This is a genomic window from Nonomuraea indica (assembly GCF_002850745.1).
In the GTDB taxonomy this organism is placed as follows: Bacteria; Actinomycetota; Actinomycetes; order Streptosporangiales; family Streptosporangiaceae; genus Nonomuraea; species Nonomuraea indica.
In genome coordinates, this window is the sequence record NZ_KZ559473.1 from 96,129 (window position 1) to 121,806 (window position 25,678).

The window sequence follows — 25,678 nt, forward strand, 5'->3', positions numbered from 1 at the left end:
TTGACATCTTCTCGCTGCGGCTACCAGCATCGGGCCTATAGACATCCGATGTATGAGCGAAGGACGCGGTGTGAAGCTGCTGCGAGTAGGACCTGTCGGGCAGGAGCGGCCGGTGGTGATGGACAGCGCCGGCAACCTGCGCGACATCGGAGAGCCGGAGATCGACGGGGCTTTCCTCGCTTCCGGGGGAGTGGCACGCGTCCGCCAGGCGCTCGAACGCGACGAGCTGCCGGTCGTCGACCCGGAGGGGCTGCGCATCGGCGCGCCCCTCGCCCGGCCGGGCAAGATCGTGTGCATCGGACTCAACTTCAGCGACCACGCGGCCGAGTCGGGCGCCGAGGTGCCGGCCGAGCCCGTCGTGTTCATGAAGGCCGCCGACACCATGGTCGGCCCGTACGACGAGGTGCTGGTGCCGCGGGGCAGCGTGAAGACCGACTGGGAGGTCGAGCTCGCCGTCGTCATCGGCAAGCGGGCCCGCTATCTCGGCAGCCGGGAGGAGGCCCTGGACGCCGTCGCTGGCTACGCCATCTCCAACGACGTCTCCGAGCGGGAGTTCCAGCTTGAGCGGGGCGGCCAGTGGGACAAGGGCAAGTCCTGCGAGACGTTCAACCCGTTCGGCCCCTGGCTCGTCACCGCCGACGAGATCGCCGACCCGCAGCGGCTGCCCATGCGGCTGTGGGTGAACGGCGAGCTGCGCCAGAACGGCGACAGCAAGAACATGATCTTCGATGTGGCGGAGATCGTCCGCTACCTCAGCCAGTTCATGGTGCTGGAGCCGGGCGACGTCATCAACACCGGCACGCCCGCGGGTGTCGCGCTCGGCCTCCCCGGCCGGCCGTACCTGCGCGCGGGCGACGTGATGGAGCTGGAGATCGAAGGGCTGGGCCGCCAGCGGCAGACGGTGGGGCAGGCATGACCGCCGCGAGGACCCCGTACCGGATCGTGGCGATGGAGACGCACGACGTGCGCTTCCCGACCTCACGAGAGCTCGACGGCTCCGACGCGATGAACCCCGATCCCGACTACTCCGCCGCCTACGTGGTGCTCAGAACCGACGACGGATTCTCCGGGCACGGGTTCGCGTTCACGATCGGGCGCGGCAACGACGTGCAGACCGCGGCCATCAGCGCGCTGGAGCCGTACGTCCTCGGCCGCGACGCCGAGGACCTGGGCGCGCTCTACAAGGAGATGGTGGACGACTCGCAGCTGCGCTGGCTGGGGCCGGAGAAGGGCGTCATGCACATGGCGATCTCCGCCGTGGTCAACGCCCTGTGGGACCTGCGCGCCAAGCGCGAGGGCAAGCCGGTCTGGCTGCTGCTGTCGGAGATGACGCCCGAGCAGATTGTCGGCCTCGTGGACTTCCGCTACCTCAGCGACGCGCTGACGCCGGAACAGGCGCTGGAGATCCTGCGCGCCGCCGAGCCCGGCAGGCGGGAGCGGATCGCCCGGCTCAAGGCGGAGGGCTACCCCGCCTACACCACCTCGCCAGGCTGGCTCGGCTACGACGACGACAAGCTCAGGCGGCTCTGCAAGGAGGCCCTCGACCAGGGCTTCGGCCAGATCAAGCTCAAGGTGGGCGCGGACCTCGACGACGACGTGCGTCGCCTCCGGGTGGCCCGCGAGGTGTGCGGTCCCGACTTCCCCATCGCGATCGACGCCAACCAGCGCTGGGACGTGGCCTCGGCCATCGCCTGGGTCAACGCGCTCAGCGAGTTCCGCCCGCACTGGGTGGAGGAGCCGACCAGCCCCGACGACGTGCTCGGCCACGCCGCCATCGCCGAGGGCATCAGGCCCGTCCCGGTCGCCACCGGCGAGCACGTGCAGAACCGCATCGTCTTCAAGCAGCTCCTGCAGGCCGGCGCGATCTCGTACCTGCAGATCGACTCCGCCCGCGTCGGCGGCGTCAACGAGAACATCGCCATCCTGCTGCTCGCCGCGAAGTTCGGCGTCCCGGTCTGCCCGCACGCCGGCGGCGTGGGGCTGTGCGAGCTGGTGCAGCACCTGTCGATGTTCGACTACGTGGCCGTCACCGGCTCCATGGACCACCGGGTGATCGAGTACGTCGACCACCTGCACGAACACTTCGTGAACCCCGTCGTCATCGAGCGCGGCAGGTACGTCGCGCCGAGCGCGCCGGGCTTCAGCGCCGAGATGCACCCCGAGTCGATCGCCGCCCACAGCTTCCCCGGCGGCGAGGTCTGGAAGGACGCATGAGTCTCACAGCGATCGTGACCGGCGGCGGTTCGGGCATCGGCCTGGCCACCGCGACCCTGCTGGCGCAGCGCGGCATGCGCGTGGCCTGCCTCGACCTCAACCCCCCGGCCGAGCCGTTCGTCGGGATCAAGGCGGACGTCACCGACGACGCCCAGGTCCGCGCGGCCGTCGCCGAGGCGGCCGACCGGCTCGGCGGCATCGACGTGCTCGTCAACAACGCCGGCATCGGGGCGCAGGGCACCGTCGAGGACAACCCGGACAGCGAATGGCAGCGGGTCTTCGACGTGAACGTCCTCGGCATGGTCCGGGTCACCCGCGCGGCCCTGCCGTACCTGAGGCGGTCCGAGCACGCCTCGATCGTCAACGTGTGCTCGATCGCGGCCACCGCCGGGCTGCCCAGGCGGGCCCTCTACAGCGCCACCAAGGGGGCGGTCCTGTCGCTGACGCTGGCCATGGCCGCCGACCACGTGCGCGAGGGCATCCGGGTCAACTGCGTCAACCCCGGAACCGCGGACACGCCCTGGGTAGGAAGGCTGCTGGACGCGGCCGACGACCCGGAGGCGGAGAGGCGGGCGCTCAACGCCAGGCAGCCGATGGGGCGGCTGGTCAGCGCGGAGGAGGTCGCCGCGGCGGTCGCCTACCTGGCGGGCCCGGAGGCCGGCGCGACCACGGGCACGGCGCTCGCGGTCGACGGCGGCATGCAAGGACTCCGGCTCCGGCCGGAGAACTGAACCAAGGCAAGATCAGGGCCGGCCTCACCCGGTCAGGCCCGCCCGAGGAAGGTAGCTCCCTACGATGAAGCTCGGCCCGGCGGTCGCAGGCGCGGCCCTCTTGGCGGTCGTCGCCGCGTGCGGCTCAAGCACACCCACAGCCAGCGACGGGAGCGGAGGCGGCAAGGTCGGCATCGACCACCCGCGTGCCGACTCCGACTTCTGGAACTCCTACATGAAGTACGTCCCGCAGATCGCCGGCGAGCTCAAGGTCGACCTGATGCCGGCCACCAACTCGCAGAACGACGTGACCAAGCTGGTCAACAACGTCCAGGCGCTGACCGGCCAGGGCGCCAAGGCCATCGTCATGGCCCCCCAGGACACGGGCGCGATCGCCAGCACGCTGCAGACGCTGGAGAACCGGAAGATCCCGGTCGTCTCCGTCGACACCCGGCCCGACAAGGGCAAGGTCTACATGGTCGTCCGGGCCGACAACAGGGCGTACGGGACCAAGGCCTGTGAGTTCCTCGGCGAGAAGCTGGGCGGCAAGGGCAAGGTCGTCGAGCTCATGGGCGCGCTCAGCTCCGTCAACGGGCGCGACCGGGCCGAGGCGTTCCGCGAGTGCATGAAGACGAAGTTCCCCGGGATCACGGTCTTCGAGGAGCCGACCGAGTGGGAGGGCAGCAAGGCCGCGTCCATGCTGCAGACCCGCCTGGAGCAGAACCCCGACGTGAAGGGCATCTACATGCACGCCGGCGGCGTCCACCTGGCGCCGACGCTGCAGGTGCTCAAGCAGAAGGGCCTGCTCGTCCCGCCGGACGACCCCAAGCACGTCGTCGTCGTGTCGAACGACGGCATCCCGCAGGAGTTCGAGGCGATCCGCAAGGGCGAGATCGACGCGACGGTGTCGCAGCCGGCCGACCTGTACGCCAGGTACGCGCTCTTCTACGCCAAGGCGGCGGTCGAGGGCAAGACCTTCAAGCCCGGGCCGACCGACCACGACAGCACGATCATCCAGCTTCCTAACGGCCTGGAGGACCAGCTCCCCGCCCCGCTGGTGACGAAGGACAACGTGGATGACAAGAACCTCTGGGGCAACCAGGTCAAGTGATGAACTATCACGTTGAAGCCCGGAACATCGTCAAGCGCTTCGGGCCGACCGTCGCGCTGAACGGCGCGGGCATCGCGATCGCCGAGGGCGAGACCCACGCCCTCGTCGGCCGCAACGGCGCGGGAAAGTCGACCCTGGTGTCGATCCTCACCGGTCTCCAGCGGCCCGACGAGGGCGAGGTGCGGTTCGCCGGCGAGCAGGCGCCCGCCCTCGCCGACCGCGACGCGTGGCGGCGGCGCGTCGCCTGCGTCTACCAGAAGTCGACCATCATCCCGGCCCTCACGGTCGCCGAGAACCTCTTCCTCAACCGGCAGACCGACCGAGGGATGATCAACTGGCGGGAGCTGAGGTCCAGGGCCCGCGAGCTGCTGGCCACCTACGAGGTGGACGTCGACGCCGACACGCCGGCCGGCGACCTCGGCGTCGAGCAGCGGCAGCTCGTGGAGATCGCCCGCGCGCTGTCCTTCGGCGCGCGCTTCATCATCCTCGACGAGCCGACGGCGCGGCTGGACGGCCCGGCCATCGACCGTCTGTTCACCCGCATGCGCGCCCTGCGCGAGCAGGGCGTGACGATGATGTACATCTCCCACCACCTGGACGAGGTGTACGAGATCTGCCAGAGCGTCACGGTGTTCCGCGACGCCCGGCACATCGTCACCAGGCCCGTCGCCGGGCTCCCGCATGACGAGCTGGTCTCCGCGATGACGGGTGAGGCGACCCTCGCCTACGAGCCGCGCGCCCGCACGGCCGGCGAGCGGGTCGTGCTGGCCGGCGCGAACCTGTCGCTGGCGGGCCGCTACCACGACGTCGACCTCGCCGTCCGGTCCGGTGAGGTGGTGGGCCTGGCCGGGTCCGCCAGCAGCGGCAAGGTCGGCCTCGCCGAGACCCTGGTGGGCCTGCGCAGGCCCGACTCGGGCACCGTGACCGTCAACGGCACCCAGGTCAAGCCGGGCGACGTGCCCGCCGCGCTGCGCGCCGGCCTCGGCTTCGTGCCCGAGGACCGCCACCACGAGGGCTTCGTCCCGCTGCTGTCGGTTGCGGAGAACGCCACGATCCCGATCGCGCGCAAGCTCGGCAGGTTCGGCGTCGTGTCGCCGGCCCGGCGTCGGGCCAAGGCGCGGCAGCTCATCGAGGATCTGCAGATCAAGACCGAAGGACCCGAGCAGCCCGTCGGCGACCTGTCCGGCGGCAACGCCCAGAAGGTGGTGTTCGCGCGGGCGCTGGTGGACGACCCGTCCGCGCTCGTCGTGATCAACCCGACGGCGGGTGTCGACGTCAAGGCCAAGCAGGCCCTGCTCGGCGCCGTCGAGGACGCCGTCGAACGCGGGGCGGGCGCCGTGGTCGTCTCCGACGAGCTGGACGACCTGCGCATCTGCGACCGGGTGCTGGTGATGTTCCACGGCCGCGTCGTGAAGGACGTGCCGCGCGGGTGGACCGACCACGAGCTCGTGGCCGTGATGGAAGGCATTGAACAGTGACGACACTGACTGCGCCCACCCCTCGGGTGCGGCTCGCCCGGTTCCGGGACCTGACCCTGGTGCCGGTGATCCTGCTCCTGCTCGTCGTGGGCGCGTTCCTGGACCCGACGTTCCTGACGACGGGCAACCTGACGAACGTGCTCCAGCAGCAGGCGGCGATCTCGCTCGTGGTGCTGGCCGAGGCGATGATCCTCATCTCCGGCAAGTTCGACCTGTCGCTGGAGTCGACGGTCGGCATGGCCCCCGCCATCGCGGTGATGCTGGTGGTCCCGGCCTCCGCCGGCGGGTTCGGGCTCGGGCTGCCCGGCATGCTGGTCATCCCGCTCTGCCTGCTCGTCGGAGCCGCCATCGGGGCGTTCAACGGATTCCTGATCATCAAGTTCCAGCTGTCGGCGTTCATCGTCACGCTGGCGATGCTGATCATCGTGCACGGCCTGCAGCTCGGCCCGACCGAGGGCAAGACGCTGTTCCAGCTCCCCGACTCGATCCTCTACCTGGGCAGCGCCATCTGGCTCGGCCTGCCGGCCTCGATCTGGATCGCGGCGGTGCTGTTCGCGGCGGGCATCGCCGGGCTGGCCTACTTCCGGGTGGGCCGCTCGCTGTACGCCATCGGCGGCAACGCCGACGCGGCCCGCGCGGCGGGCATCCGGGTGGACCGGGTGCTGTGGGGCGTGTTCATCCTGGGCGGCATGCTGGCCGCGCTGGCCGGCATCCTGGAGACCGGGCGGCTCGGCGCGATCGGCTCCAACCAGGGCGTCGGCTGGATCTTCATGGTGTTCGCCGCGGCGGTCATCGGCGGCGTCAGCATGGACGGCGGCAAGGGCACGATCCTCGGCGCGCTCACCGGCGTGCTGGTGATCGGCCTGGTGCAGAACCTGCTCACCCTCAAGGGCGTCTCCGGGTTCTGGCAGCCTGTCGTCTACGGCGCCATCATCCTGGTCGCCCTCATGATCAGCCGGATAGCCGGCGGGAAGGCACAGGATTGAGGACGCTCGACGACCTGCCCCGCCACGGGTTCGGCGCGGCTCCGATCGGCGGGCTGTACGAGGCGGTCGGCGAGGAGCAGGCCCGCGCCACGGTCGAGGCGGCATGGTCGCGCGGGGTCCGGCTGTTCGACACCGCGCCGCACTACGGGCTCGGCCTGTCGGAGCGCCGCCTCGGCGCCGCGCTCGCCGGCCGTACCGGGTACGTGCTGTCCACCAAGGTCGGCCGCCTGCTCCGGCCGGCCGGCCGGGGCGGGCGCGACGACCAGGGCTTCGACGTCCCGGCGGCGTACGAGCGGGTGTGGGACTTCTCGCGGGACGGCGTGCGGCGGTCGCTGGAGGAGTCCCTGGACCGGCTCGGGCTTCCGCGCGTGGACATCGCCCTCATCCACGACCCCGACGACCATCTGGAGGAGGCGCTCACCCAGGCGTACCCGGCGCTGGCCGAACTGCGCGAGGAGGGCGTCGTCCGGGCGATCGGCGTCGGCATGAACCAGTGGCGGGCGCCGCTGCGGTTCGTCGAGGAGACCGGCGTCGACGTGGTCATGCTGGCCGGCCGCTACACGCTGCTCGACCAGTCGGGCCTGCCGCTGCTCGACGCCTGCCTGGAGCGGGGCGTGCGGGTGCTGGCCGCCGGCGTCTTCAACAGCGGCCTGCTGGCCACGCCGCGGCCGTCGGGGACGTTCGACTACCGACCGGCGCCGCCCGCCGTCCTGGAGCGGGCCCGCCGCGTCGCCGCGGTGTGCGAGACGTACGGCGTGGCCCTCCCGCAGGCGGCGATGGCCTTCCCACTGCGCCACCCGGCGGTCGCCTCGATCGTCCTGGGAGCCCGGTCGCCGCAGGAGGTCGAGGCCAACGCCGCACTGTGGAGCCGGCCGGTGCCCGACGACCTGTGGCGAGAACTGGAGGCCGAGGGCTTGATCTAGAGTCTTGGAGATCCGTCCACCGCGCATACTGCAGTATGATTGCGTTATGGCGGAGACGACTCGTATCACGGTGACACTTCCCAGTGACCAGGTCACCGAGCTCAGGAAGCTCACTGACAACGTCTCCGGCTATGTGGCCGAAGCTGTGGCACGCCAGCTCCGGCACGAACTCCTGGGTGCAGACCTCCAGCGTCACCAGGAGGACCACGGGGAGTTTACCGACGAGGAACTGGCCGAGGCTCGCGCCAGGATCTTCGGGGCGGACTCTGGCGGTTCCGCGAGCGCGGCGTGATCGACCACGTCGGAACCGTCGTCCTGGACTCCCAAGGGCTCTCATCCTGGATCACGCAGGACCGCAAGGTTCTCGCCATGTTTCAGGTGTTCCATTCCATGGGCGCCGACTTCGTCATCGGTGCCAACACCATTGTGGAAGCCTGCCACACGCGAGTGGACATGGCTCGGCTCCGGTGGGTGCTCTCCCGGGTGAAGGTCGAGCCGGTGACCGAGAGAACGGCGAAGAGGTCCGCTGAGCTGCTCAAGGCCGCCGGGCTGCACGGCCACAAGTACGCGATCGACGCGACAGTCGCGGAGATGGCTCTGCGCCAGCGGGGGCCGGTGGCCATGCTGACCTCCGACGTGGACGGCATGGCTCGCTTGTGCGGTACCCGCGTGCGACTTATCGGCATCTGACGTGAAACGTCACCCGGGTGGCACCAAGACCCTGGCCACGTACATCTAGCCCTGGGCGTCTCCTCGCGGGCGGTCCCGGGTGGTCCGCTCGTAGAGGTAGCTCGCGATCCACAAACCCGGGATCACCTCGTGCTCGCGACGCGGCCGGAATCCCAGCCGCTCGTACAGCGTTCGCGCGGGCTTGTTGTCGCGCCCCGTGGACACGATGATCCGCCGCCCGCCCGCCCGGGCCATGACCTCCTCGACCAGCGCCCGCCCGATGCCGCGCCGGTGCTCCTCCGGATGCACGACGAGCCGGTTGACGTCCACCTCGTCCGGCGTCTCCTCCCAGGCCACGGCGCCCACCAGCCGCTCGCCGTCGAACGTGCCGAGCCAGGTCAGCGGCTCGCTCCGCAGCCCTTCCAGGCTCTCGTGCAGTGGTGGGATGCGGTCGTCGCCGATGAGCTCCGCCTCCACGGCGTATGCGGCGTGCTGCAGGGCGAGCAGCTCCGGGCCCAGGGAATCATGGGGACTGATGGTCGTGATGCGCACCCCAGAAGTATGGGCCCCGGAGGGAGGGCGGCGCCTGCCCTTTATCGCTCGGGCATCGCCTCGCGGCCCAGGTCCGCCTGGACGCTCGCCCTGACGCGCCGCCGTACGGCGAGGCCGAAGGCGGCGACCAGGAGTCCGGCGACCCCGGCCGCCACGAACGGGCCGGCGGGTCGCCACGCGTCGTACAGCAGCCCGCCCACCGCGGACAGGATCATGATGCCGGCGGCCCCGCAGAGTGTGTGCACGCCGAACGCCGTGCCGCGCACGTCCGCGGGCACCTGCTGGACCAGCAGCGGGCCCGCCGTGGTGATGCCGGCGATCTCCCCGACCCCGATCAGCACCGCGACGACGATCATGTCCGTCCCCAGCGGGTCGGTGACGAGCAGGGTGGACAGGTAGGCGCACGCGGCGACGAGCTGGGCGACGATCACCAGGTCCTGGCGCCGCATCCGGTCACCGAGCCAGCCGAACAGGGGGGCGCACGCCAGCGCGACCATCTGCGCCACGCCCACCACGGCCCCGGCCCTGGCCAGTGCCTCCGCGCCCGACATCCCGCGCTCGTTGACGGCGTGATCCGTGATCCACAGGCTCATGAACCCCACGACGATGGCCAGGTCGGCACGCGCCACGAAGGAGGCGGCGTACGACAGCGCGACCCCGGGGTCGCGTACCAGCACCAGGCCCTCGCGGACGAGGCGGGACAGCGGGACGTGCCCGTCCGCCGGGCCCGCCTTCGCCGGGGAGAGCGTCAGCCACAGCAGGCCGGCCACGACGAGGATGCCGCCCGCGATGATCAGGAAGGACGTCCGGGTCGCCGCCACCGCGTCCAAGCGACGGCCTGGACCTGGTCGAGCCCGGCCTGGTCAACCTGCACGAGTGGCGGATGGACGTCCCCGTGACCGAGCCGGTGCTGGGCGGGGTCGGCAACTACTTCATGTGCGGGGTCGGCCGGGTGCCGGAGCCGTCCGGCCGCTGACCTCGGCCGGGGAAAGGGCGGGCCGACGACGCGGGGCTAGCCGCGGGGCGGCCTGCGGGCGGGCGACGGGATGAGGAGCCACGCCCGCGACGGGCCCGGCTCGTACGGGGAGTCCAGGCGTTTGGCCACCACGCCGGGCAGACCCTGCTCGCGCGCCGCCCGCCGTACCGGGGCCGCCTGGCCCGGCCACGAGGGCGCGGTCTGCCAGCGGGCCGCCGACAGGTCGAGGGCTTCCAGGGCGGAGCGGCGGGCCGTGTACGGCTCGGCCACCAGCGAGCGGCCGTCGTCGTACAGCAGGTCGTAGCAGACCAGCACCTCCGCCCCGGCCAGGGTGACGACCTCTCCGTCCAGCACCACGCTGCGGCTGCCGAGGGAGGCCGCGAGCGGCCGCAGCCACGGATGGTCGCGCGCCGCGTCGGTCCGGCCGCCGTCCACCGGGACCAGCAGCCGGCGCCCGCCCCAGGCGAACTCGTAGGCGTAGTCGGCCTCCGCGCGCGGCGGCCGGACGCGCTCGACCGGAAGCATGGGCTCCAGCGGAGGGAACGGGTCCCTGGCCGGGGGGTCCATGCGGTGGATCATCCAGTTCTTGTCGTCGGTCCGGAACAGCACGAAACGGCCCGAGGCGCGAGAGCCGTGCAACACGACCTTCACCTCGCGGTCCGACCACTTCTCCGTCTCGTAGGTGCCGGTGTCCCAGACCGTCATGGTGCCGCCGCCGTACTCGCCCTGGGGGATCTCGCCCTGGAAGGTGAGGTACTCCATCGGGTGGTCCTCGGTGTGCACGGCCAGGTGGTTGACGGCCGGGTCGGCCGGCAGGCCCTTGGGGATGGCCCACGAGGCCAGCACGCCGTCGCGCTCCAGCCGCAGGTCCCAGTGCAGCGAACGGGCGTGGTGCTCCTGGATCACGTAGGCGTCGCCGCCGCGCGGCTCGGGCGGCTCGGCGGGTACGGGCTCGGGGGTACGGCTGGCGTCGCGTCTGCTGCGGTATCGCTCCAGTTTGTCGGCCACAGCGGCCTTCTACCCGTCGCCGGGGCCGCGTCCCGGCGACCAAAGTCGGCATTGCCGCTACTTTCGGCCGTCGAGCGGCCGCCGCGCCGAACACTAGGGTTGCGACGGCATGATCCATCCGATGGGTCGCGCCTGCATGGAGGCGCAGCCCCACACCGCCTCGGTCGGGGTGAGGCGGGGACGAAGGGAGACGAAACGATGCCATCCGGTGCGCCATCCCGGGGGGCGACGGTGCTCGGCCCGACGGCCGGACAGCGCGGACTCTGCTGGATCGGTTTCCCCCTCCTGGGCGCCGGAGCCGGTTGGCTGCTGAAGCTCCTGGTCGGCTGGGTGTCGTCGCTGCCGTGGACGCCTTTCGAGGGGCCGCTGCGACTGATCGGGTCGATCCCGCCGGCCCCGCTGACGATCGGCGCCGTCGCCGTCGGCGTCGTCGCCGGGCTGCTGCTCGCGTTGCTCGCCGAGCACTACTACGTGACGGTCACCGTCGACGACGACCGGGTCACCGTCGTCTGCCGCGACTCGCGGCAGGAGGTGCCGCGCGAGGCGGTCGCCGGCGTCTTCCACGACGCCAAGCAGCTCGTGCTGCTCGGCCACGACACGGGTGAGCTCGTCCGGCGGGGTGGCGACCTGCCCTCCGAGGAGCGGCTCGTCGCCGCCTTCCAGGCCCACGGCTATCCGTGGCTGGCGGACGGCGACCCGTACCAGGAGGACTTCCGGCGGTGGGTGGAGGGCCACCCCGACCTGTCCGCCGCCGCGCACGCGATCCTCAAAGCCCGCGCCCGCGCGGTCGAGAAGGGCGACGCGGACGACGCCGAGGAACTGCGGGTGGAGCTGGCGAAGCTGGGCGTCGTGGTCCGGGATGAGAAGAAGCGGCAGTACTGGCGGCGCGCGGGCACACCGGACGAGCTGGACGCCCCCGGCTCCCCCTGAAGCCGCCCGCCCCCACCGCCTCCGACCGCCACCCCACTGCGGTCGGCCCCCTCTTCTACGGCCGGTCGGCCCCCTCTTCTACGGTCGGTCGCCCCTCTCCGGCCACCCCTTTTACGGCCGGTCGCCCGCCTCCGACCGCCACTCCACTCCGGTCGGCCCCCTCTTCTACGGCTGGTCGCCCCTCTCTGGCCACCCCTCTTACGGCCGGTCGTCCGTCTCCGGCCCGGTGTCCGTGTTCGGTCGGGTGTCTGTTTCCGGCCCGGTACCCGTCGCCGGTCCGGCACCTGTTCCCGGCGTCAGAGGTCGGGCCAGGGGTTGGTCAGCGGTCAGGCCAGGGCCTTGCGGAGCCAGGACTCGACGCCGGCCACGTGCACGGTGGCCCACGAGCGGGCCACGTCGGCCTGACGGGCGGCGATGGCCTCGTAGATCGCGGTGTGCTGCTCGCGCGTCTTCTCCATCGCGCCCTCCTGGGTGAGCCCGCGCCAGATCCGCGCCCGGGTGGTCGGCCCCGACAGGCTCTCGATGAACGAGCACAGCACCGCGTTCCCCGAACCCTGGGCGATGCGGGCGTGGAACTCCAGGTCGTTGGCGACGAGCTCCTCAATCGTCGGGTCGCCGGGCAGCGACTCCAGGATCGTGCGCAGCTCCTCGATGTCGGCGTCGCTCATGAGCTTGGTGGCCATGGCCGTGGCGGCCGGCTCCAGGATGCGCCGTACCTCGAAGAACTGCAGGACGGTGTCGTCACGGTGCAGGTCGAGCACGAACGACATGGTGTCGAGCAGCAGCCTCGGCTCCAGGCTGGTCACGTAGGTGCCGTCGCCCTGCCGTACGTCCAGGACGTTGATCAGCGCCAGCGCGCGGACGGCCTCGCGCAGCGAGTTGCGTGACAGGCCCAGCCGCTCGGCCAGGTCGGCCTCCTTCGGCAGCCTGGCTCCGGGTGCCAGCTCACCGGAGAGGATCATGCTCTTGATCTTGTCGATGGCCGCGTCGGTGACCGCCACGCTTTTCTCCCTAAACATCGGATGTCTAGGATTCTATGGCCTCGAACCGTACGGCATCGAACCCGCCGACCCGCCGGATCCGGCCCCGGACCTCCAGGGCGCGCAGGTGGGCCGCGGCCTCGCCGGCGGCCATGCCGCGCAGCGCGGGGGCGAGATCGGCCCAGGGCCTGTTCCAGCTCATCAGGGAGGCGACCTCCCAGATGGTCAAGGGACGCCGGTGCTCGGCGAGGAGGGCGGCGAGGCGGTCGAGCCTGTCCTCATGGTGTCGCCGGATCGCCGCCGCCCGGGCCCTCGCGTCGGGAAAGACCCACTCGTGCGCGGGCAGGGCGTCGAGCGGCCCGAGCTCACCGACCCGGTCCAGCGAGTGCAGGAAGTCGCCGAGGGGGTCCACGTCACCCCGGTCGTAGGGATAGATGCCGACATGCGGCGTGATGTCGGGCAGGATGTGGTCGCCGGTGAACAGCCGGTCGGCGTCCTCCAGGTGCAGGCAGATGTGGCCCGGGGTGTGGCCGGGCGTGTGGACGGCGCGCAGCTTGCGGCCCGGCAGGTCCACCAGATCGCCGTCGGCCAGTTCCCGGTCGGGCTGAGCGGGCGGCGGCGGCCGCTCGTCGGACGCCACGTCCACCTCGGCGGGGCCCGCCCCCGCCCTGCGCAGCATCTCCGCCTGGAACCCCCGATGCTCGCCGTCCGAGAGGCCGCGCATGAGCCGCACCAGCGCCGCGTCGGCCTCGTGCATCGCGATCCAGCCGCCCGACACCTCCCGCACCTGGCCGGCGAGCCCGGCGTGGTCAGGGTGGAAGTGCGTCACGACCACGCCTCGCACCTCGGCCACGCCCACACCCACGGCCTCCAGCCCGTCGCGCAGCGCCGCCCAGGCGTCCGGATGGTTCCAGCCGGCATCGACCAGCACCGGTCCCCGGGGGGACTCCACGGCGTAGACGAGCGTGTAGCCGAGCGGATTGCCCGGGATGGGCACCGGCACGCTCCACACTCCGCCGCCGAGATCCCTGGGCCGCTGCTCCGCGTACGGCCTGCGCCGGCTGCTGGTCATGAAAGGGCCCCCGTGAGGTGCTCGTCGCTGTGCTGGATGGTCTCGGGCAAGGAGCGGGATGGTCTCGGGCGGGGATTGGTCGGTCTCGGGCAGTGTGCGGGGCGGTCTCGGGCCGGGGTTGGTCGGCTCGGGCAGTGTGCGGGGTTCTTGGGATTCGGGTGCTCTCCGGCAAGGGGTGGGGTGGTGTCGGGCGGGGGTTCCGGTGGTGTCGGGCGGCGGTTCGGTGGTCTCGGGGCAGGGGTGGGGGTTTCGGTAAGGGATGGAGTGTGGTTCGGGGGAGTGGCGGGTCCGCGGTGTGGGGTGCGCGGGTGGTCAGGAGAGGCGTTCCAGGATGGTGGCCGTGGCGAGCGCGCCGCCCGCGCACATCGTGACCAGGGCCGTCGTCGAGTCCGACCGTTCGAGCTCGTGCAGCGCCGTGGTGAGCAGCCGGGCACCGGTCGCCCCGACCGGGTGGCCGAGCGCGATGGCGCCGCCGTTGACGTTGACCCGGTCGAGGTCGGGCTCGTGCACGCTCGCCCAGGACAGCACGACCGAGGCGAACGCCTCGTTCACCTCGAAGCGGTCGATGTCGTCGATCGTCATCCCGGCCGCGCCGAGCACCCTGGCGGTCGCGTCCACCGGGCCGTCGAGGTGGTAGTACGGCTCGGCGCCCACGAGGGTCTGCGCCAGGATGCGCGCCCGGGGGCGTAGCCCGTGGGCCCGCGCCGCCCGTTCGCTCATCACGAGCACGGCGGCGGCACCGTCGGAGATCTGCGACGAGGTGCCGGCGGTGTGCAGGGCGCCTTCCTTGACCGGCTTCAGCCCGGCCAGCCCTTCGGCGGTCGTCTCGCGCAGGCCCTGGTCGCGCGTGACGTCGCCGACCGGAACGATCTCCCGCTCGAACCGCCCGTCGGCCCACGCCTTGGCAGCCAGTCGCTGCGACCGCACGCCGAACCAGTCGAGCCGCTCCCGGGTGAGCCCGCGCCGGGCCGCGATGCGTTCGGCCGCCGTGAACTGGTCGGGCAGGTCGATGCTCCAGTCGTCGGGGCGCGGGTTGGCCGGCAGCACGTTGCTGCCGAGCGGCGCGCGGCTCATCACCTCCACGCCGCACCCGATGCCCGCCTCGATCACCCCGGCGCTGATCAACGCTGCCGCCAGGTGGACGGCCTGCTGTGACGACCCGCACTGGGCGTCGACGGTGGTGACGCCCGTCTGGTGCGGCAGCCCCGCGTACAGCCAGGAGTGACGCCCGACGTGGCCGCCCTGCTCGCCGGCCTGGGTGACACATCCGGCGAACACCTGGCCGACGACCGCCGGGTCGATGCCGGAACGCCGGACGAGGCCGCCCAGCGCGGTGGCCAGCACCTGCTGGGGCTTGAGGCCGGCCAGCCAGCCGCCTCGCTTGCCGATGGGGGTGCGAACGGCCTCGACGATCACCGGTGTGCCCACAGTCGCCTCCAGAACTATGCTCCGGAGCAGAATGTAACTCGTTCTACTTTCCTGTGGAAGCCCGGGCGTGGGCCGGCAGCGTGCGCGGGAGCCCGAAGGTGTCGAAGAGGCTCAGGTCGAAGAACATCGCCACGTGGCTGACCCCCTCAGAGGTCAGGGTGAGGACCGGCAGCGCGAACGCGTGGTGGAGATCGCCCCGCAGGAGATACATGCCGAAGGCGGGCTGGCCGTTGGCCGCGGCCGGCACGAGGCGCAGGTCGCCGGGCCGCTGGGCCGGGCAGTTGGTCTCGATGAGGCGGCCGATCGTCTCCGCCCCCTGATACCAGGTCGGGTAGGGGGGCATCTCCCAGACCGCGTCCTTGGTGAACAGCTCCACGATCGCGGCCACGTCGTAGCTCTCGAAGGCGGCGACGTAGCGGTCGAGCTGCTCGCGCTGCTCCTGCGGCAGCGGCTCGACGGGGTCGTCGAGACTCGGTGACACCTCGCTGAGCTGGGCCCGCGCCCGCTGCAGCCCGCTGTTGACCGCCGCGGTCGTGGTCTGCAGCACCTCGGCCACCTCGGCGGCCCGCCACCTGAGCACGTCGCGCAGGATCAGGATCGCGCGCTGGCGCGGCGGCAGGTGCTGCAGGGCCGCGACGAGGGCGAGCCTGATGCTCTCGCGCGAGGTGACGATCTGGGCCGGATCGTCGGCGCCCGCGCCCACCAGGGTGTCGGGCACCGGCTCCAGCCACGGCACCTCGGGCCGCTCGGCCAGCGGCGCGGTGGCCTCGGCGCTCGGCGCGCCGAGCCCGGTGGGCAGCGGTCGCCGGCCCCGGCTGTCGATCGCCGTCAGACAGGCCGTGGTGGCGATCCGGTAGAGCCAGGTGCGCAGCGACGAGCGCCCCTCGAAACCGTCGTAGCCGCGCCAGGCGCGCAGATAGGTCTCCTGGACGGTGTCCTCGGCGTCGTGGACGGAGCCGAGCATGCGATAACAGTGCGCCAGCAACTCGCGCCGCAGCGGGTCGGCCAGCTTGAGGAAGTCCTCGGGCGACGGCTTGTCGGTCATACCCCCTGTATACGCGTCGCCACTGACAGAACCCGGCAGCGGCCCGGCCGGCGGGTGCGTCGCCGGTGGCCTGCGCGGACGCCCGTGACACCACGCCGCCGGCGAGCCGTCCGGCGAGCCTCGGGAGGAGTATCGGGGGACGCCGATCACAATCGCGTCCGCGGTGCGGCCCGCTCGCCCGACGCGCGTGCCCCGCCACACCGGCGAGCGGGCGGGCGGTACGTGGGTGACGGGCGAGCCTTCCGGTGGTGACGGGCGGACTGTACGGCGGCCGGCGCGCGGCTGAAGGCGGTGAGCAGCCGAGCCCTTCGACGGCGAGCGCGCGGGCCGTACATGGGTGACGGCGGGCCGTCCGGCGGCGATGGGCGGGCTGTGCGGGGTCAGAGGTCGGTGAGGAGGCGGGAGGCGGCGATCTCGATGCGGCGCTGGATCTGCTCGTAGGTGCGCCGGCCGCGCAGCATCTCGAGGAGTTCGTGCACCCAGATGCTGGACAGGGAGCCCGCCAGCGCCGTCTGCTCCTCGCTCGGTTGCTCCCGCGCCGCGCCGTCGGCGGAGACCCGCAGCAGCAGGCCGGTCATGCGGTCGCCGAACGGCGTCTCGACCTCGGCCAGGATGAGCGAGCGGATGAGCGCGTCGGCCAGCTCGGGCTCGCGCATGAGGCCGCGGGTGGCGCGCATGAGCACGTCGACCGCGCGGCCCGCCGCGCTGGACGCGCTCGGCGGCCTGCGCTCGATGCTGCTCTCCAGCAGGTCGATCTCCTCGCCCACCACCGCGACGACGAGGTCCATCTTGGACGGGAAGTAGCGGTAGAGGGTGCCGAGGGCGACGCCCGCCCGCTCGGCGACGGTGCGCATCTGCATCGCCTCGACGCCGCCGCGCGAGGCGAGGGCGGCCGCGGCCTGGACGATGCGCTTGCGGCGCTGGTGCTGGCTACGCGTACGGACGCTGTGCCCGCCGGGTGTGGGGTGGCTCTCCATGGTCCCCTCGGTGTCGCTGGGGGGCGCGGTGACGGCCGCGTGCGGAGTACGCATGAGAACACGTTATCTGATTTCGCGACGTCACGGCTTGTTACTCGTGGGTTAACAAAGTCTCCGTATAAGCCCATGTCTCCGGCGTTACACGCATATATCCGGAGTTGTCGTTCCAGGGGTCCTCTGGACAAAGATTAGAATGTGTTCTAGTTTGCGTCTCGGTTGACCGAGCGCTTGGTGGAGGGGTGGATGACCGCGGACACACTCGCCGCCCTGCTGCTCGCCCGCACCGGCGACGAGCGTCCCGGCCTCTACGCCGAGGAGCGGGTCTGGTCGTGGCACGAGCACGTCGAGGCGGCCCGCGGCGCCGCGGCCTGGCTCGACGCCCACGTCCCCGACCGGCCCCGGCACGTGGGCGTGCTCTGCGACAACGTCCCCGAGCTGCTCTTCCTCATCGGCGGGGCGGCGCTCAGCGGTCACGTGGTCGTCGCGCTGAACCCCACGCGCCCGCCCGCCGAGCTGGCCCGCGACGCCGCCGCCACGCACGTCACGCTGGTGCTCTTCGCCGACCCGTACGCCGAGACGGCCCGCGCGCTGGCCGCGGAGCTGGGGGTGGACTGCCTGCCCCTGGGCGAGGCCGCCGAGCCCGCCGCCGAGCCCGAGCCCGCCGCCAGGGCCGCCGAGCCCGCCGTCCGGACCGCCGAGACCACGCTCCGGGCCGCCGAGACCGCGCCCGGCGTCCGGGCCGTCGAGCCGGGCGACCTCGTGATGCTGATCTTCACGTCGGGCACCTCGGGCCGCCCCAGGGCCGTGCGGATCACCCAGCGGAAGCTCGCGATCCCCGGCCGCAGCCTGGCCGCGCTGCTCACGCCGGACGACGTCGTCCACTGCTCGATGCCGCTGTTCCACTCCGGCGCGCTGATGGCGGCCTACGCCCCCGCGCTCGCCTCGGGCGCGGCGCTGGTGCTGCGGCGGAGGTTCTCGGCCTCGGGGGTGCTCCCGGACGTCCGCCGGTACGGGTGCACGTACCTGCACTACGTCGGCAAGGCGCTCTCCTACGTGCTGGCCACCCCGCCACGCCCGGACGACGCCGCCAACCCGTTGCGGATCGCCTTCGGCAACGAGGGCGGGGCGACGGCCGTGCGCAGGTTCGGCGAGCGGTTCGGCTGCCGGGTGATCGACGCGTTCGGCTCCACGGAGACGGCGATCGCGCTGACCCCCGACCCGGCCGGGCCGCCGGGCAGCCTGGGCCGCCTGCCCGAGGGGGTGGAGATCCGCGACCCGGCGACCGGTGAGCGCTGCCCTCCGGCCCGGTTCGCGGACGGCCGGCTGGTCAACGCGGGCGAGGCGATCGGCGAGCTGGTCAACGTGACCGGGGCCGGCCTGTTCGACGGTTACTACGACGACCCGGAGGCGGACGCCGAGCGGGTCCGCGACGGGGCTTTCTGGTCCGGTGACCTCGCCTACGCCGACGCCGCCGGCCACGTGTTCTTCGCCGGGCGGGGCACCGAGCGGCTGCGGGTGGACGGGGAGAACCTGGCGGTCGCCCCGATCGAGGCGGTGCTGCGGGAGTTCGCCGGCGTGGTCGAGGCGGCGGTCTACCCGGTGCCGGACGCGGTGGCGGGGGACCAGGTCATGGCCGCCCTCGTCCTGACGGGTCCGTTCTCGCCGGCCGCCTTCGCCGCGTTCCTCGCGTCGCGCCGCGATCTCGGCGTCAAGGGCGTACCCCGATATATCCGTATCTGTCGGGCGTTGCCGCAGACCCCCTCGCACAAGGTCGTCAAACGCGACCTCGCCCGCGAGGCGTGGCGCACCGCCGACCCGGTCTGGCTGCGCACCGGCACCGGCTGGCGGCTCCTGGACGACGAGGACGTCGACGCGATCGAGGCCGGGTTCGCCGGCCACGGCCGGGCACACCTACTGGAGGAGTGATGGATTTCAGCCTGGACGAGACCCAGCAGGACCTTCGGAAACTGACCGCCGAGCTGCTCGCCGGGGACGCGGGCGAGGACCGGTTGCGGGAGGCGGGCCTGTTCGCCGTCTGCGCGCCCGAGGAGGCGGACGGCGCCGGGCTGGGCCCCGTCGAGATGGCGGTCGTGCTGCGCGAGGTGGGCGCCCGCGCCGCCGCCGTGCCCGCGCTGCCCGTCCTGGTGGGCTCGCTGTTCCTCAGCAGGTACGGCACCCGCCCCCCGCACCCGGAGGCCGCGCCCGCCCTGCGGGAGCCGGGCCGCGCCCTCGCCGACCCGCCCGTGACCCGGGCCGACCAGACGGCCGGAGGCTGGGTGCTCACCGGCCGCAAGACCCAGGTGCCGTGGCCCGGCGGCGGCCCGGCCCTCGTCACCGCGGACGCCGGTGTCTTCCTCGTCGAGCACCCGGAGACGAGCCCGGAGTTCACCTCCACCGGCGAGCCGGCCGTCACCGTCGTGCTCGACAGGACCCCGGCCGAGCGGGTGGCGGGCGCCGAGGCCGTCACCCCGGCACGCCAGATCCTCACCCTCGCCGTGGCCGCCCAGGCCAGTGGCGTGCTGGCCGGGGCCCTCCAGCTCACCACCGACTACGTCAAGGCCAGGAGGCAGTTCGGCCGGGCGCTGGCCGAGTTCCAGGCCGTCACCATGCAGATCGCCGACGTGTACGTGGCCGGCCGGGCGCTCGACGTCGCGATGTGGTCGGCAGCCTGGCGGCTCGGCGAGGGACTGCCGGTCGAGGAGGACCTGGCCGTCGCCGCCTTCCACGTGGGGGAGGCGTTCCGCGCCCTCTACACCTGCCAGCACCTGCACGGCGGGCTCGGCCTCGACGTGACCTACCCGCTGCACCGCTACTTCGCCCAGGCCAAGCACCTGTCACACCTGCTCGGCGGCCAGGACGCCCAGCTCGACCTGATCGGAGCGCTCGTCTGATGCTGATCGACCTGACGTCCGACCAGCGCAGGCTCCGCGACGAGCTGCGCGAGTACTTCCAGAACTGCCTCACCGCCGACGACCGCCGCAGGCTCGCCGAGGACCCGTTCGGCGAGGCGTACATGGAGCACTGCCGCCGGCTCGGCCGCGACCGCAAGCTCGGCCTCGGCTGGCCGAAGGAGTACGGCGGAGCGGGCTACGGCCCCCTGGAGCAGCAGATCTTCGCCAACGAGATCGCCCGGGCGAACGTCCCTTACCCGCTCATCACCCTGCAGACCGTCGGCCCCACGCTCATGCAGTACGGCACGAAGGAGCAGAAGGAGACGTTCCTGCCGCGCATCCTGGCCGGCGAGTGCCACTTCGCGATCGGCTACAGCGAACCCGAGGCCGGCACCGACCTGGCCGCGCTGCGCACCACCGCGGTGCTCGACGGCGACCACTACGTCGTCAACGGCCAGAAGATCTTCACCAGCGGCGCCCACCACGCCCAGTACATCTGGCTCGCCGCCCGCACCAACCCGCAGGCCAGGAAGCACAAGGGCATCACCATGATGATCGCCTCCACCGACGACCCCGGCTTCTCCTGGACGCCGATCGTCACCATGGACGGCCGCCACCACACCAACGCCACCTACTACAGCGACGTCCGGGTCCCGGTGGACATGGTCGTGGGCGAGGTGGACAAGGGCTGGGACCTGATCGTCAACCAGCTCAACCACGAACGCGTCACGCTCGGCCCGGCCGGGAACCTCGGCCACACCTACGACCGCTTCCTCGCCTGGGCGCGCCGCACCGGGATGGCCGAACAGCCCGACGTGCGGCGGGCACTCGGCCGGGTGCGCGCCTACTTCCGCACCAACGAGCTGCTCAACTGGCAGGTCGCCGCCACCATGGACCTCGGCTGGCTGGGCGCGCCGGACGCGTCGGCCACCAAGATCTACGGGTCGGAGCGCACCCAGGAGATCGGCCGGCTCGTCGGCGACATCCTGGCCCGCTACGGCGACCCGTCCGACCCGGAGACGGCCGAGCTGCTCGAACGCTTCGACCACGGCGTCAAGGGCGGGGTCGTGCTGACGTTCGGCGGCGGCGTGAACGAGGTGCAGCGCGAGCTGATCGCCATGCTCGGCCTGGGCCTGCCGAGGCCGCCCCGATGACCGGCGCCACGCCGGGCGCCACGCCCGGCCCGGATCCGGCCGACGACGAGCTGCGCGAGCTCGCCGCCAAGCAGGCGGCGCTCGGCGAGGTGCGCGGGACACCCGCCGCCGACCCGGTCAACGCCCCCATGATCAGGCACTGGCTCGACGCCATGGGCGACGCCAACCCGGCCTACCTCGACCGGGGCGTCGCCCCGCCCGCCATGGCCCAGGTGTGGACCATGCAGGGCGTCCGGCCACGCGGCAAGGTCAGCACCCCGGTGGACGACGTGCTCGCCGCGCTGGAGGCGCGCGGCTACACGGGCGTCGTGGCCACCAACTGCGAGCAGACCTACCACCGCTACGCGCGCCTCGGCGAACGGCTCACCCCGGCCACCCGCTTCGCCGGGCTGGCCGGGCCCAAGCGGACGGCGCTGGGCGAGGGGTACTTCGCCACCTGGAACGTCACCTGGTACGCGGACGGCGACGAGCCGGTGGCCGAGATGATGTTCCGGGTGCTCAAGTTCCGGCCCAGGACGCGGACCGGGACGGCCCCGGCCGGGCGGCGCGAGCCGTACCCGCTCAGACCGGCCGTCAACGGCGACACCGCCTTCTTCTGGGAGGGCGTCAGCCGTGGCGAGCTGCGGGTCCAGAGCTGCGCCGACTGCGGCCGGCTGCGTCACCCGCCCGGCCCGCTCTGCCCCCACTGCCGCTCGGCCGACCGGTCGTACGTCACGGCCTCCGGCGAGGGCACCGTCTACAGCTACGTCGTCCACCACCACCCGCCGGTGCCCGGCCGCCGGACGCCGTTCGTGGTGGCCGTGGTGGAACTGCCGGAAGGGGTGCGGATCGTGGGCAACGTCGTGGACTGCCCGCCCGAGGACGTGCGCGTCGGCCTGCCTGTACGCGTGACCTACCGGGCGATGGACGACGACCTGGTCCTTCCGCAGTGGACGCCCAGGGAGCCGCGATGAGGACCCTGACCGCGGACGACGTCGTGATCGGCGCGGCGCTCCCCGGGCTGACGATCGACCTCACGCCCACGCTGGTCGTCTCGACCGCCCTGGCCACCATGGACTTCACCCCGGTGCACCACGACGTCGAGATCGCCCGCGCCCAGGGCTCGACGGACATCTTCCTCAACATCCTCACCACGATGGGCCTGGTCGAGCGGTACGTCACCGACTGGACGGGCCCGGCCGCGCTCATCCGGCGCATCGACGTCAAGCTGGGCGTCCCGGCGTACGCGGGCGACCGGCTCAGCCTCAGCGGCGCCGTCGTCGGCCGCGAGGAGGAGGGGTTCCGGGCCGAGGTGCGCGGCAGGGTCAGCCTCGGCGACCACGCCACCGCCATGGTCACCTTCACGCTCCCCTGACGTACCCCTGCCCCGACGCACCCCGGAGGTGTATCCGCGTGTTGAAGTCGCAGGCCGCGATAGCCGGCATCGGCGCGACCGAGTTCAGCAAGGACTCCGGACGGTCGGAGCTGCGCCTCGCGGCCGAGGCCGTGTTCGCCGCGCTCGACGACGCCGGCCTGGACCCGGCCGAGGTCGACGGCATGGTGACCTTCACCCAGGACGCCAACCAGGAGATCGCCGTGGCCAGGGAGATCGGGGCCGGCGAGCTGACCTTCTTCTCCCGGGTCGAGTACGGCGGCGGCGCCGCCTGCGGGACCGTCGCGCACGCGGCGATGGCCGTGGCCACCGGGATGGCCCGCACGGTCGTCTGCTACCGGGCCTTCAACGAGCGCTCCGGCCGCAGGTTCGGCCAGCCCGACGCGCGGCTCGGCGGGCAGCCGACGTCGCAGGGGCTGGAGATGAGCTGGCACGTGCCGTTCGGGCTGATGACCCCGGCCGCCTGGGTCGCCATGTTCGCCCGGCGCTACATGCACGCCTACGGCGTGACGTCGGAGGACTTCGGCCGGGTCGCGGTCGCCATGCGCCGGCACGCCGCCACCAACCCCGCCGCCTGGTTCCACGGGCGGCCCCTCACCCTGGAGGAGCATCAGGCGTCCCGGTGGATCGTCGAGCCGCTGCACCTGTTCGACTGCTGCCAGGAGAGCGACGGGGCCGTCGCCCTGGTCGTCACCTCCGCCGAACGGGCCAGGGACCTGCGCAGGTCACCCGCCCTGATCACGGCCGCGGCGCAGGGGTCGGGGGAGGGGCAGATGATGATGACCAGCTACTACCGCGACGACATGAGCGGGCTGCCGGAGATGTCCGTGGTGGGCAGACGGTTGTGGGAGATGTCGGGGCTCGGCCCGGCCGACGTCCAGACGGCCATCCTGTACGACCACTTCACCCCGTTCGTCCTGGCGCAACTGGAGGAGCTCGGGTTCTGCGGCCGGGGGGAGGCGGCGGGGTTCGTCCGCGACGGCGGCATCGAGCTGGGCGGGCGCCTCCCGGTCAACCCGAACGGCGGCCAGCTCGGCGAGGCGTACATCCACGGCATGAACGGCATCGCCGAGGCGGTGCGCCAGGTCCGGGGCACCTCGGCCAACCAGGTGCCGGGCGTGCGCAACGTCCTGGTCACCGCGGGCACGGGCGTGCCGACCAGCGGCCTCGTCCTCTCGGCCGGGTGACGCCGGCCGTCAGAAGCCGAAGACGCTGGGCGTCGAGAAGAACACCGCCATCGCGATCGCCACGCAGACCAGGAACCCGATCGCCTCCCAGGCCCAGTCATGGTGCCGGTCCCGGCGCGGCCGCCTGCCCCGGGGGCCCGCCGCGCCGCCCTTGCGCGCCGGCCTGCCGGGCTCGGCGGAGCGCCCCGGCATCCGCCCGCCCGGCCGCCTGGCGGACCGCTCCCCGGTCCTGCCCCTGCTCTGCTCTCCGGACCTGTCCCCGGCCTGCTCTCCGGACCTGTCCCCGGCCCTCTCCCCGGCTTTCCTGGCGGACGGTCTCGTGGCCGACCTGGCCGCGCTCCTGCGCGCGGGCGCCTCGAACGCGCCGGCCCAGCGGTCCAGCGCGTCGGCCTTCCGCTCGTCCGCCCGGGCGGCTCCGGTCGCGTGGCCGTCCTGCTCGGCCTTCCCCTCGGGCGCGGCCTGCGGGGACGGCGCGACAGGGGCGGGCGAGAAGTACCGCGAGGGCGCGAGCCCCCTCGACGCCGTGCTCTCCCGGGATGCCGTCGGATCCGGTGTGGCCGCGAGGTCCTGGAAGGCCGTGCCGCCACGTGCGGCCGGGCCGCCCGGTGGCGCCGACAGGTCCTGCGGTCCGGTGGGGGCCGGCATGACCGGCATCCGGTAGACCGGCTCGGCGGCCCGCTGCGGGGGTGTGGCCTGCTCCCGCGGCGTGAACAGGCTTCCCGGCCGCGCGCGTCCGGCGTGGCCGGGGTCCGCGTGGGCCGCCACGTCGGTGACGGCGGGCAGCTCCAGCGTCTCGGGCTCGTCGTCCAGCACGTCGGCCGGGATCGGCCGCGGCAGGTAGAACGGCCGCTCGACCGGCGCCCGCCCGGTGGAGGAGCGGAACGCCCTCTCGCCGGCCGTCGCCGAGGGGCGGCCTTGCGCGGTCACGTCGCCGGGCGTGGCCGACGGGCGGCCCTGCGCCTGCGCGTCGCCGGGCGTGGCCGAGGGAGCGGGGAACGGCTGCCAGGCGCCCGTGGAGAACTCCTGCCACGACCACGACGACGTCCCGCTCCCGCCGGGGCGGCCCTTCGTGTCGGTGGGGGCCAGCGGGTCGCGCACCTTGGGCATCGGCGCGGTGGCGGCCTCGTGAGGTGCCCGGTGATCCGGCGCGGGCGGCGTCAGCAGGTCGGCCGGGAAGACGCCCGTGGTCGTCGCCGGGTCGCGCAGGTCGTTCAGCGGCAGCGGCCACTGGGGCGGCACCGGCCAGCGCGGCCTGACGAACAGCGGCGCGGCGGGGGCCGTACGGGACCCGGCGAAGTGGACGCGCAGCGCGGCGGGCGGCGACGGCCACGACAGGCGGCCGAGCACGTCACGCAGCGGCGCGACCTCCAGCGCCCCGTAGACGTCGGCCACCGAGCGGGGCGCCCGCCCCCTCGTGGCCGCCAGGGCCGCGCCGAGCAGCCGGCGGTAGCGCCGGGCGGCGTTCATCAGCAGTTCCTGCGCCGTGTCGGGCGCCACGTCGAGCGCCCAGGCCAGCTCGGCGCGGTCGAGCCCGCACACCTCCGACAGCACGAGCACCTCGCGCTGGTGCGGCCGCAGCTCGCGCAGGGCGCGCTCCACCAGGGCCGACGCGGGGTCGGTCAGCGGGTCGGCGGAGGGCGGCGCGTAGACGACGTCGCGCCTGCGGAGCTCGCGGCGGGCGTAGGCGTACAGCGCGGCGCGGGGCGGGGCGGACGCGGCGGCGCCGGTGAGGACGGTCGCCAGCACGTCCGCCGCGGCGCCCTGGTCACCGAGCTGGTCGGCGCAGTACGCGAACAGCCCGGCGGCGTGACGGTCGTAGAGCTCTGCGAGCGACTCGGCGCGCGAACGCTCACCGGTGAGCGGCTGGGTCACGGGGCCGTTCCTCTTGCTGGACGTGGTGCCGGGGGAGTGCGGGGGGCGGTGCCGGTGGGGCAGCTGAGACTGGAGGGTCTGACCGCCGGTGAGGCAATCATGCCAACTCCGGCAGTCCGCCGCAGCACGACATCCCGATTTGA

At 72.8% G+C, this 25,678-nt stretch carries 25 protein-coding genes; 16 read left to right on the top strand and 9 right to left on the bottom strand.

Annotated elements, in window-relative coordinates:
• The first annotated feature begins 70 nt into the window (after nt 1–70).
• The 9 genes from CXR44_RS21090 to CXR44_RS21130 all read left to right on the top strand — a co-directional run bounded on the left by CXR44_RS21090 (nt 71) and on the right by CXR44_RS21130 (nt 8,112).
• Entirely contained in the window at nt 71–916 is an 846-nt protein-coding gene (locus CXR44_RS21090) for a fumarylacetoacetate hydrolase family protein (RefSeq protein ID WP_101787811.1), read from the top strand.
• The gene (locus CXR44_RS21095; RefSeq protein ID WP_101787812.1) at nt 913–2,214 is read left to right on the top strand and encodes an L-fuconate dehydratase; all 1,302 of its coding nucleotides are present in this window, start codon (nt 913–915) and stop codon (nt 2,212–2,214) included. Before CXR44_RS21090 ends, CXR44_RS21095 begins: the two co-directional genes overlap by 4 nt.
• Nucleotides 2,211–2,945, top strand: a complete 735-nt coding sequence (locus tag CXR44_RS21100; RefSeq protein WP_101787813.1) for an SDR family NAD(P)-dependent oxidoreductase — start codon at nt 2,211–2,213, stop codon at nt 2,943–2,945. The genes CXR44_RS21095 and CXR44_RS21100 overlap by 4 nt, the downstream gene beginning before the upstream one ends.
• A 64-nt stretch (nt 2,946–3,009) precedes the next feature.
• A complete protein-coding gene (locus CXR44_RS21105) occupies nt 3,010–4,035 on the top strand; it encodes a sugar ABC transporter substrate-binding protein (protein WP_101787814.1) in 1,026 nt (341 codons plus the stop codon).
• The gene (locus CXR44_RS21110; RefSeq protein WP_101787815.1) at nt 4,035–5,513 is read left to right on the top strand and encodes a sugar ABC transporter ATP-binding protein; all 1,479 of its coding nucleotides are present in this window, start codon (nt 4,035–4,037) and stop codon (nt 5,511–5,513) included. Before CXR44_RS21105 ends, CXR44_RS21110 begins: the two co-directional genes overlap by 1 nt.
• Entirely contained in the window at nt 5,510–6,499 is a 990-nt protein-coding gene (locus CXR44_RS21115; protein ID WP_245899298.1) for an ABC transporter permease, read from the top strand. The genes CXR44_RS21110 and CXR44_RS21115 overlap by 4 nt, the downstream gene beginning before the upstream one ends.
• Nucleotides 6,496–7,422 carry an aldo/keto reductase gene (locus CXR44_RS21120; protein WP_101787816.1) on the top strand — a complete coding sequence of 309 codons (927 nt, stop codon included), beginning with the start codon at nt 6,496–6,498 and terminating at the stop codon, nt 7,420–7,422. The genes CXR44_RS21115 and CXR44_RS21120 overlap by 4 nt, the downstream gene beginning before the upstream one ends.
• A gap of 46 nt (nt 7,423–7,468) precedes the next feature.
• On the top strand, nt 7,469–7,714 hold the full coding sequence (locus tag CXR44_RS21125) for a type II toxin-antitoxin system CcdA family antitoxin (RefSeq protein WP_101787817.1): 246 nt from the start codon (nt 7,469–7,471) through the stop codon (nt 7,712–7,714).
• Nucleotides 7,711–8,112, top strand: a complete 402-nt coding sequence (locus CXR44_RS21130) for a DNA-binding protein (protein WP_101787818.1) — start codon at nt 7,711–7,713, stop codon at nt 8,110–8,112. Before CXR44_RS21125 ends, CXR44_RS21130 begins: the two co-directional genes overlap by 4 nt.
• A gap of 45 nt (nt 8,113–8,157) precedes the next feature.
• Here CXR44_RS21130 and CXR44_RS21135 read toward each other — a convergent pair whose 3' ends face one another.
• The 3 genes from CXR44_RS21135 to CXR44_RS21145 all read right to left on the bottom strand — a co-directional run bounded on the left by CXR44_RS21135 (nt 8,158) and on the right by CXR44_RS21145 (nt 10,627).
• Complete coding sequence (locus CXR44_RS21135; protein ID WP_101787819.1) at nt 8,158–8,643, bottom strand: GNAT family N-acetyltransferase; 486 nt, start codon at nt 8,641–8,643, stop codon at nt 8,158–8,160.
• Nucleotides 8,644–8,684: 41 nt separating this feature from the next.
• Nucleotides 8,685–9,464, bottom strand: coding sequence for an MFS transporter (locus CXR44_RS21140; RefSeq protein WP_180903622.1), 780 nt, complete (start codon nt 9,462–9,464; stop codon nt 8,685–8,687).
• Nucleotides 9,465–9,655: 191 nt separating this feature from the next.
• Nucleotides 9,656–10,627 (bottom strand): DNA polymerase ligase N-terminal domain-containing protein, encoded by a 972-nt coding sequence (locus CXR44_RS21145; protein ID WP_101787821.1) that lies wholly within the window; start codon nt 10,625–10,627, stop codon nt 9,656–9,658.
• A gap of 198 nt (nt 10,628–10,825) precedes the next feature.
• Here CXR44_RS21145 and CXR44_RS21150 point away from each other — a divergent pair, with 198 nt between their 5' ends.
• The gene (locus tag CXR44_RS21150) at nt 10,826–11,557 is read left to right on the top strand and encodes a YqeB family protein (protein WP_245899299.1); all 732 of its coding nucleotides are present in this window, start codon (nt 10,826–10,828) and stop codon (nt 11,555–11,557) included.
• A 326-nt stretch (nt 11,558–11,883) separates the two neighbouring features.
• On the opposite strand, the gene CXR44_RS21155 is transcribed toward CXR44_RS21150, so the two are convergent.
• The 5 genes from CXR44_RS21155 to CXR44_RS21175 all read right to left on the bottom strand — a co-directional run bounded on the left by CXR44_RS21155 (nt 11,884) and on the right by CXR44_RS21175 (nt 17,113).
• Entirely contained in the window at nt 11,884–12,558 is a 675-nt protein-coding gene (locus tag CXR44_RS21155) for a FadR/GntR family transcriptional regulator (protein ID WP_101787823.1), read from the bottom strand.
• 25 nt (nt 12,559–12,583) lie between these two features.
• Nucleotides 12,584–13,609, bottom strand: a complete 1,026-nt coding sequence (locus tag CXR44_RS21160) for an MBL fold metallo-hydrolase (protein WP_101787824.1) — start codon at nt 13,607–13,609, stop codon at nt 12,584–12,586.
• Between the two features lie 312 nt (nt 13,610–13,921).
• On the bottom strand, nt 13,922–15,037 hold the full coding sequence (locus CXR44_RS21165) for a steroid 3-ketoacyl-CoA thiolase (protein WP_101787825.1): 1,116 nt from the start codon (nt 15,035–15,037) through the stop codon (nt 13,922–13,924).
• Nucleotides 15,038–15,080: 43 nt separating this feature from the next.
• Nucleotides 15,081–16,082: a sigma-70 family RNA polymerase sigma factor gene (locus CXR44_RS21170; RefSeq protein ID WP_101787826.1), complete on the bottom strand. Its 1,002-nt coding sequence runs from the start codon at nt 16,080–16,082 to the stop codon at nt 15,081–15,083.
• A 380-nt stretch (nt 16,083–16,462) separates the two neighbouring features.
• A complete protein-coding gene (locus tag CXR44_RS21175) occupies nt 16,463–17,113 on the bottom strand; it encodes a TetR family transcriptional regulator (RefSeq protein ID WP_180903623.1) in 651 nt (216 codons plus the stop codon).
• Between the two features lie 189 nt (nt 17,114–17,302).
• Here CXR44_RS21175 and CXR44_RS21180 point away from each other — a divergent pair, with 189 nt between their 5' ends.
• From CXR44_RS21180 to CXR44_RS21205, 6 genes are read left to right on the top strand one after another with little or no spacing between them, the layout of a single operon-like run.
• Entirely contained in the window at nt 17,303–18,985 is a 1,683-nt protein-coding gene (locus CXR44_RS21180; RefSeq protein ID WP_101787827.1) for an AMP-binding protein, read from the top strand.
• Complete coding sequence (locus tag CXR44_RS21185; protein ID WP_101787828.1) at nt 18,985–19,950, top strand: acyl-CoA dehydrogenase family protein; 966 nt, start codon at nt 18,985–18,987, stop codon at nt 19,948–19,950. Before CXR44_RS21180 ends, CXR44_RS21185 begins: the two co-directional genes overlap by 1 nt.
• On the top strand, nt 19,950–21,104 hold the full coding sequence (locus tag CXR44_RS21190) for an acyl-CoA dehydrogenase family protein (RefSeq protein WP_101787829.1): 1,155 nt from the start codon (nt 19,950–19,952) through the stop codon (nt 21,102–21,104). Before CXR44_RS21185 ends, CXR44_RS21190 begins: the two co-directional genes overlap by 1 nt.
• Nucleotides 21,101–22,057, top strand: a complete 957-nt coding sequence (locus tag CXR44_RS21195; RefSeq protein ID WP_101787830.1) for a bifunctional MaoC family dehydratase N-terminal/OB-fold nucleic acid binding domain-containing protein — start codon at nt 21,101–21,103, stop codon at nt 22,055–22,057. Before CXR44_RS21190 ends, CXR44_RS21195 begins: the two co-directional genes overlap by 4 nt.
• Entirely contained in the window at nt 22,054–22,458 is a 405-nt protein-coding gene (locus tag CXR44_RS21200; RefSeq protein WP_101788046.1) for a MaoC/PaaZ C-terminal domain-containing protein, read from the top strand. The genes CXR44_RS21195 and CXR44_RS21200 overlap by 4 nt, the downstream gene beginning before the upstream one ends.
• Before the next feature lie 32 nt (nt 22,459–22,490).
• Nucleotides 22,491–23,663, top strand: a complete 1,173-nt coding sequence (locus tag CXR44_RS21205) for a lipid-transfer protein (RefSeq protein WP_425437448.1) — start codon at nt 22,491–22,493, stop codon at nt 23,661–23,663.
• Between the two features lie 9 nt (nt 23,664–23,672).
• Here CXR44_RS21205 and CXR44_RS21210 read toward each other — a convergent pair whose 3' ends face one another.
• On the bottom strand, nt 23,673–25,535 hold the full coding sequence (locus CXR44_RS21210; protein WP_101787832.1) for an RNA polymerase sigma factor: 1,863 nt from the start codon (nt 25,533–25,535) through the stop codon (nt 23,673–23,675).
• Nucleotides 25,536–25,678 lie beyond the last annotated feature (143 nt).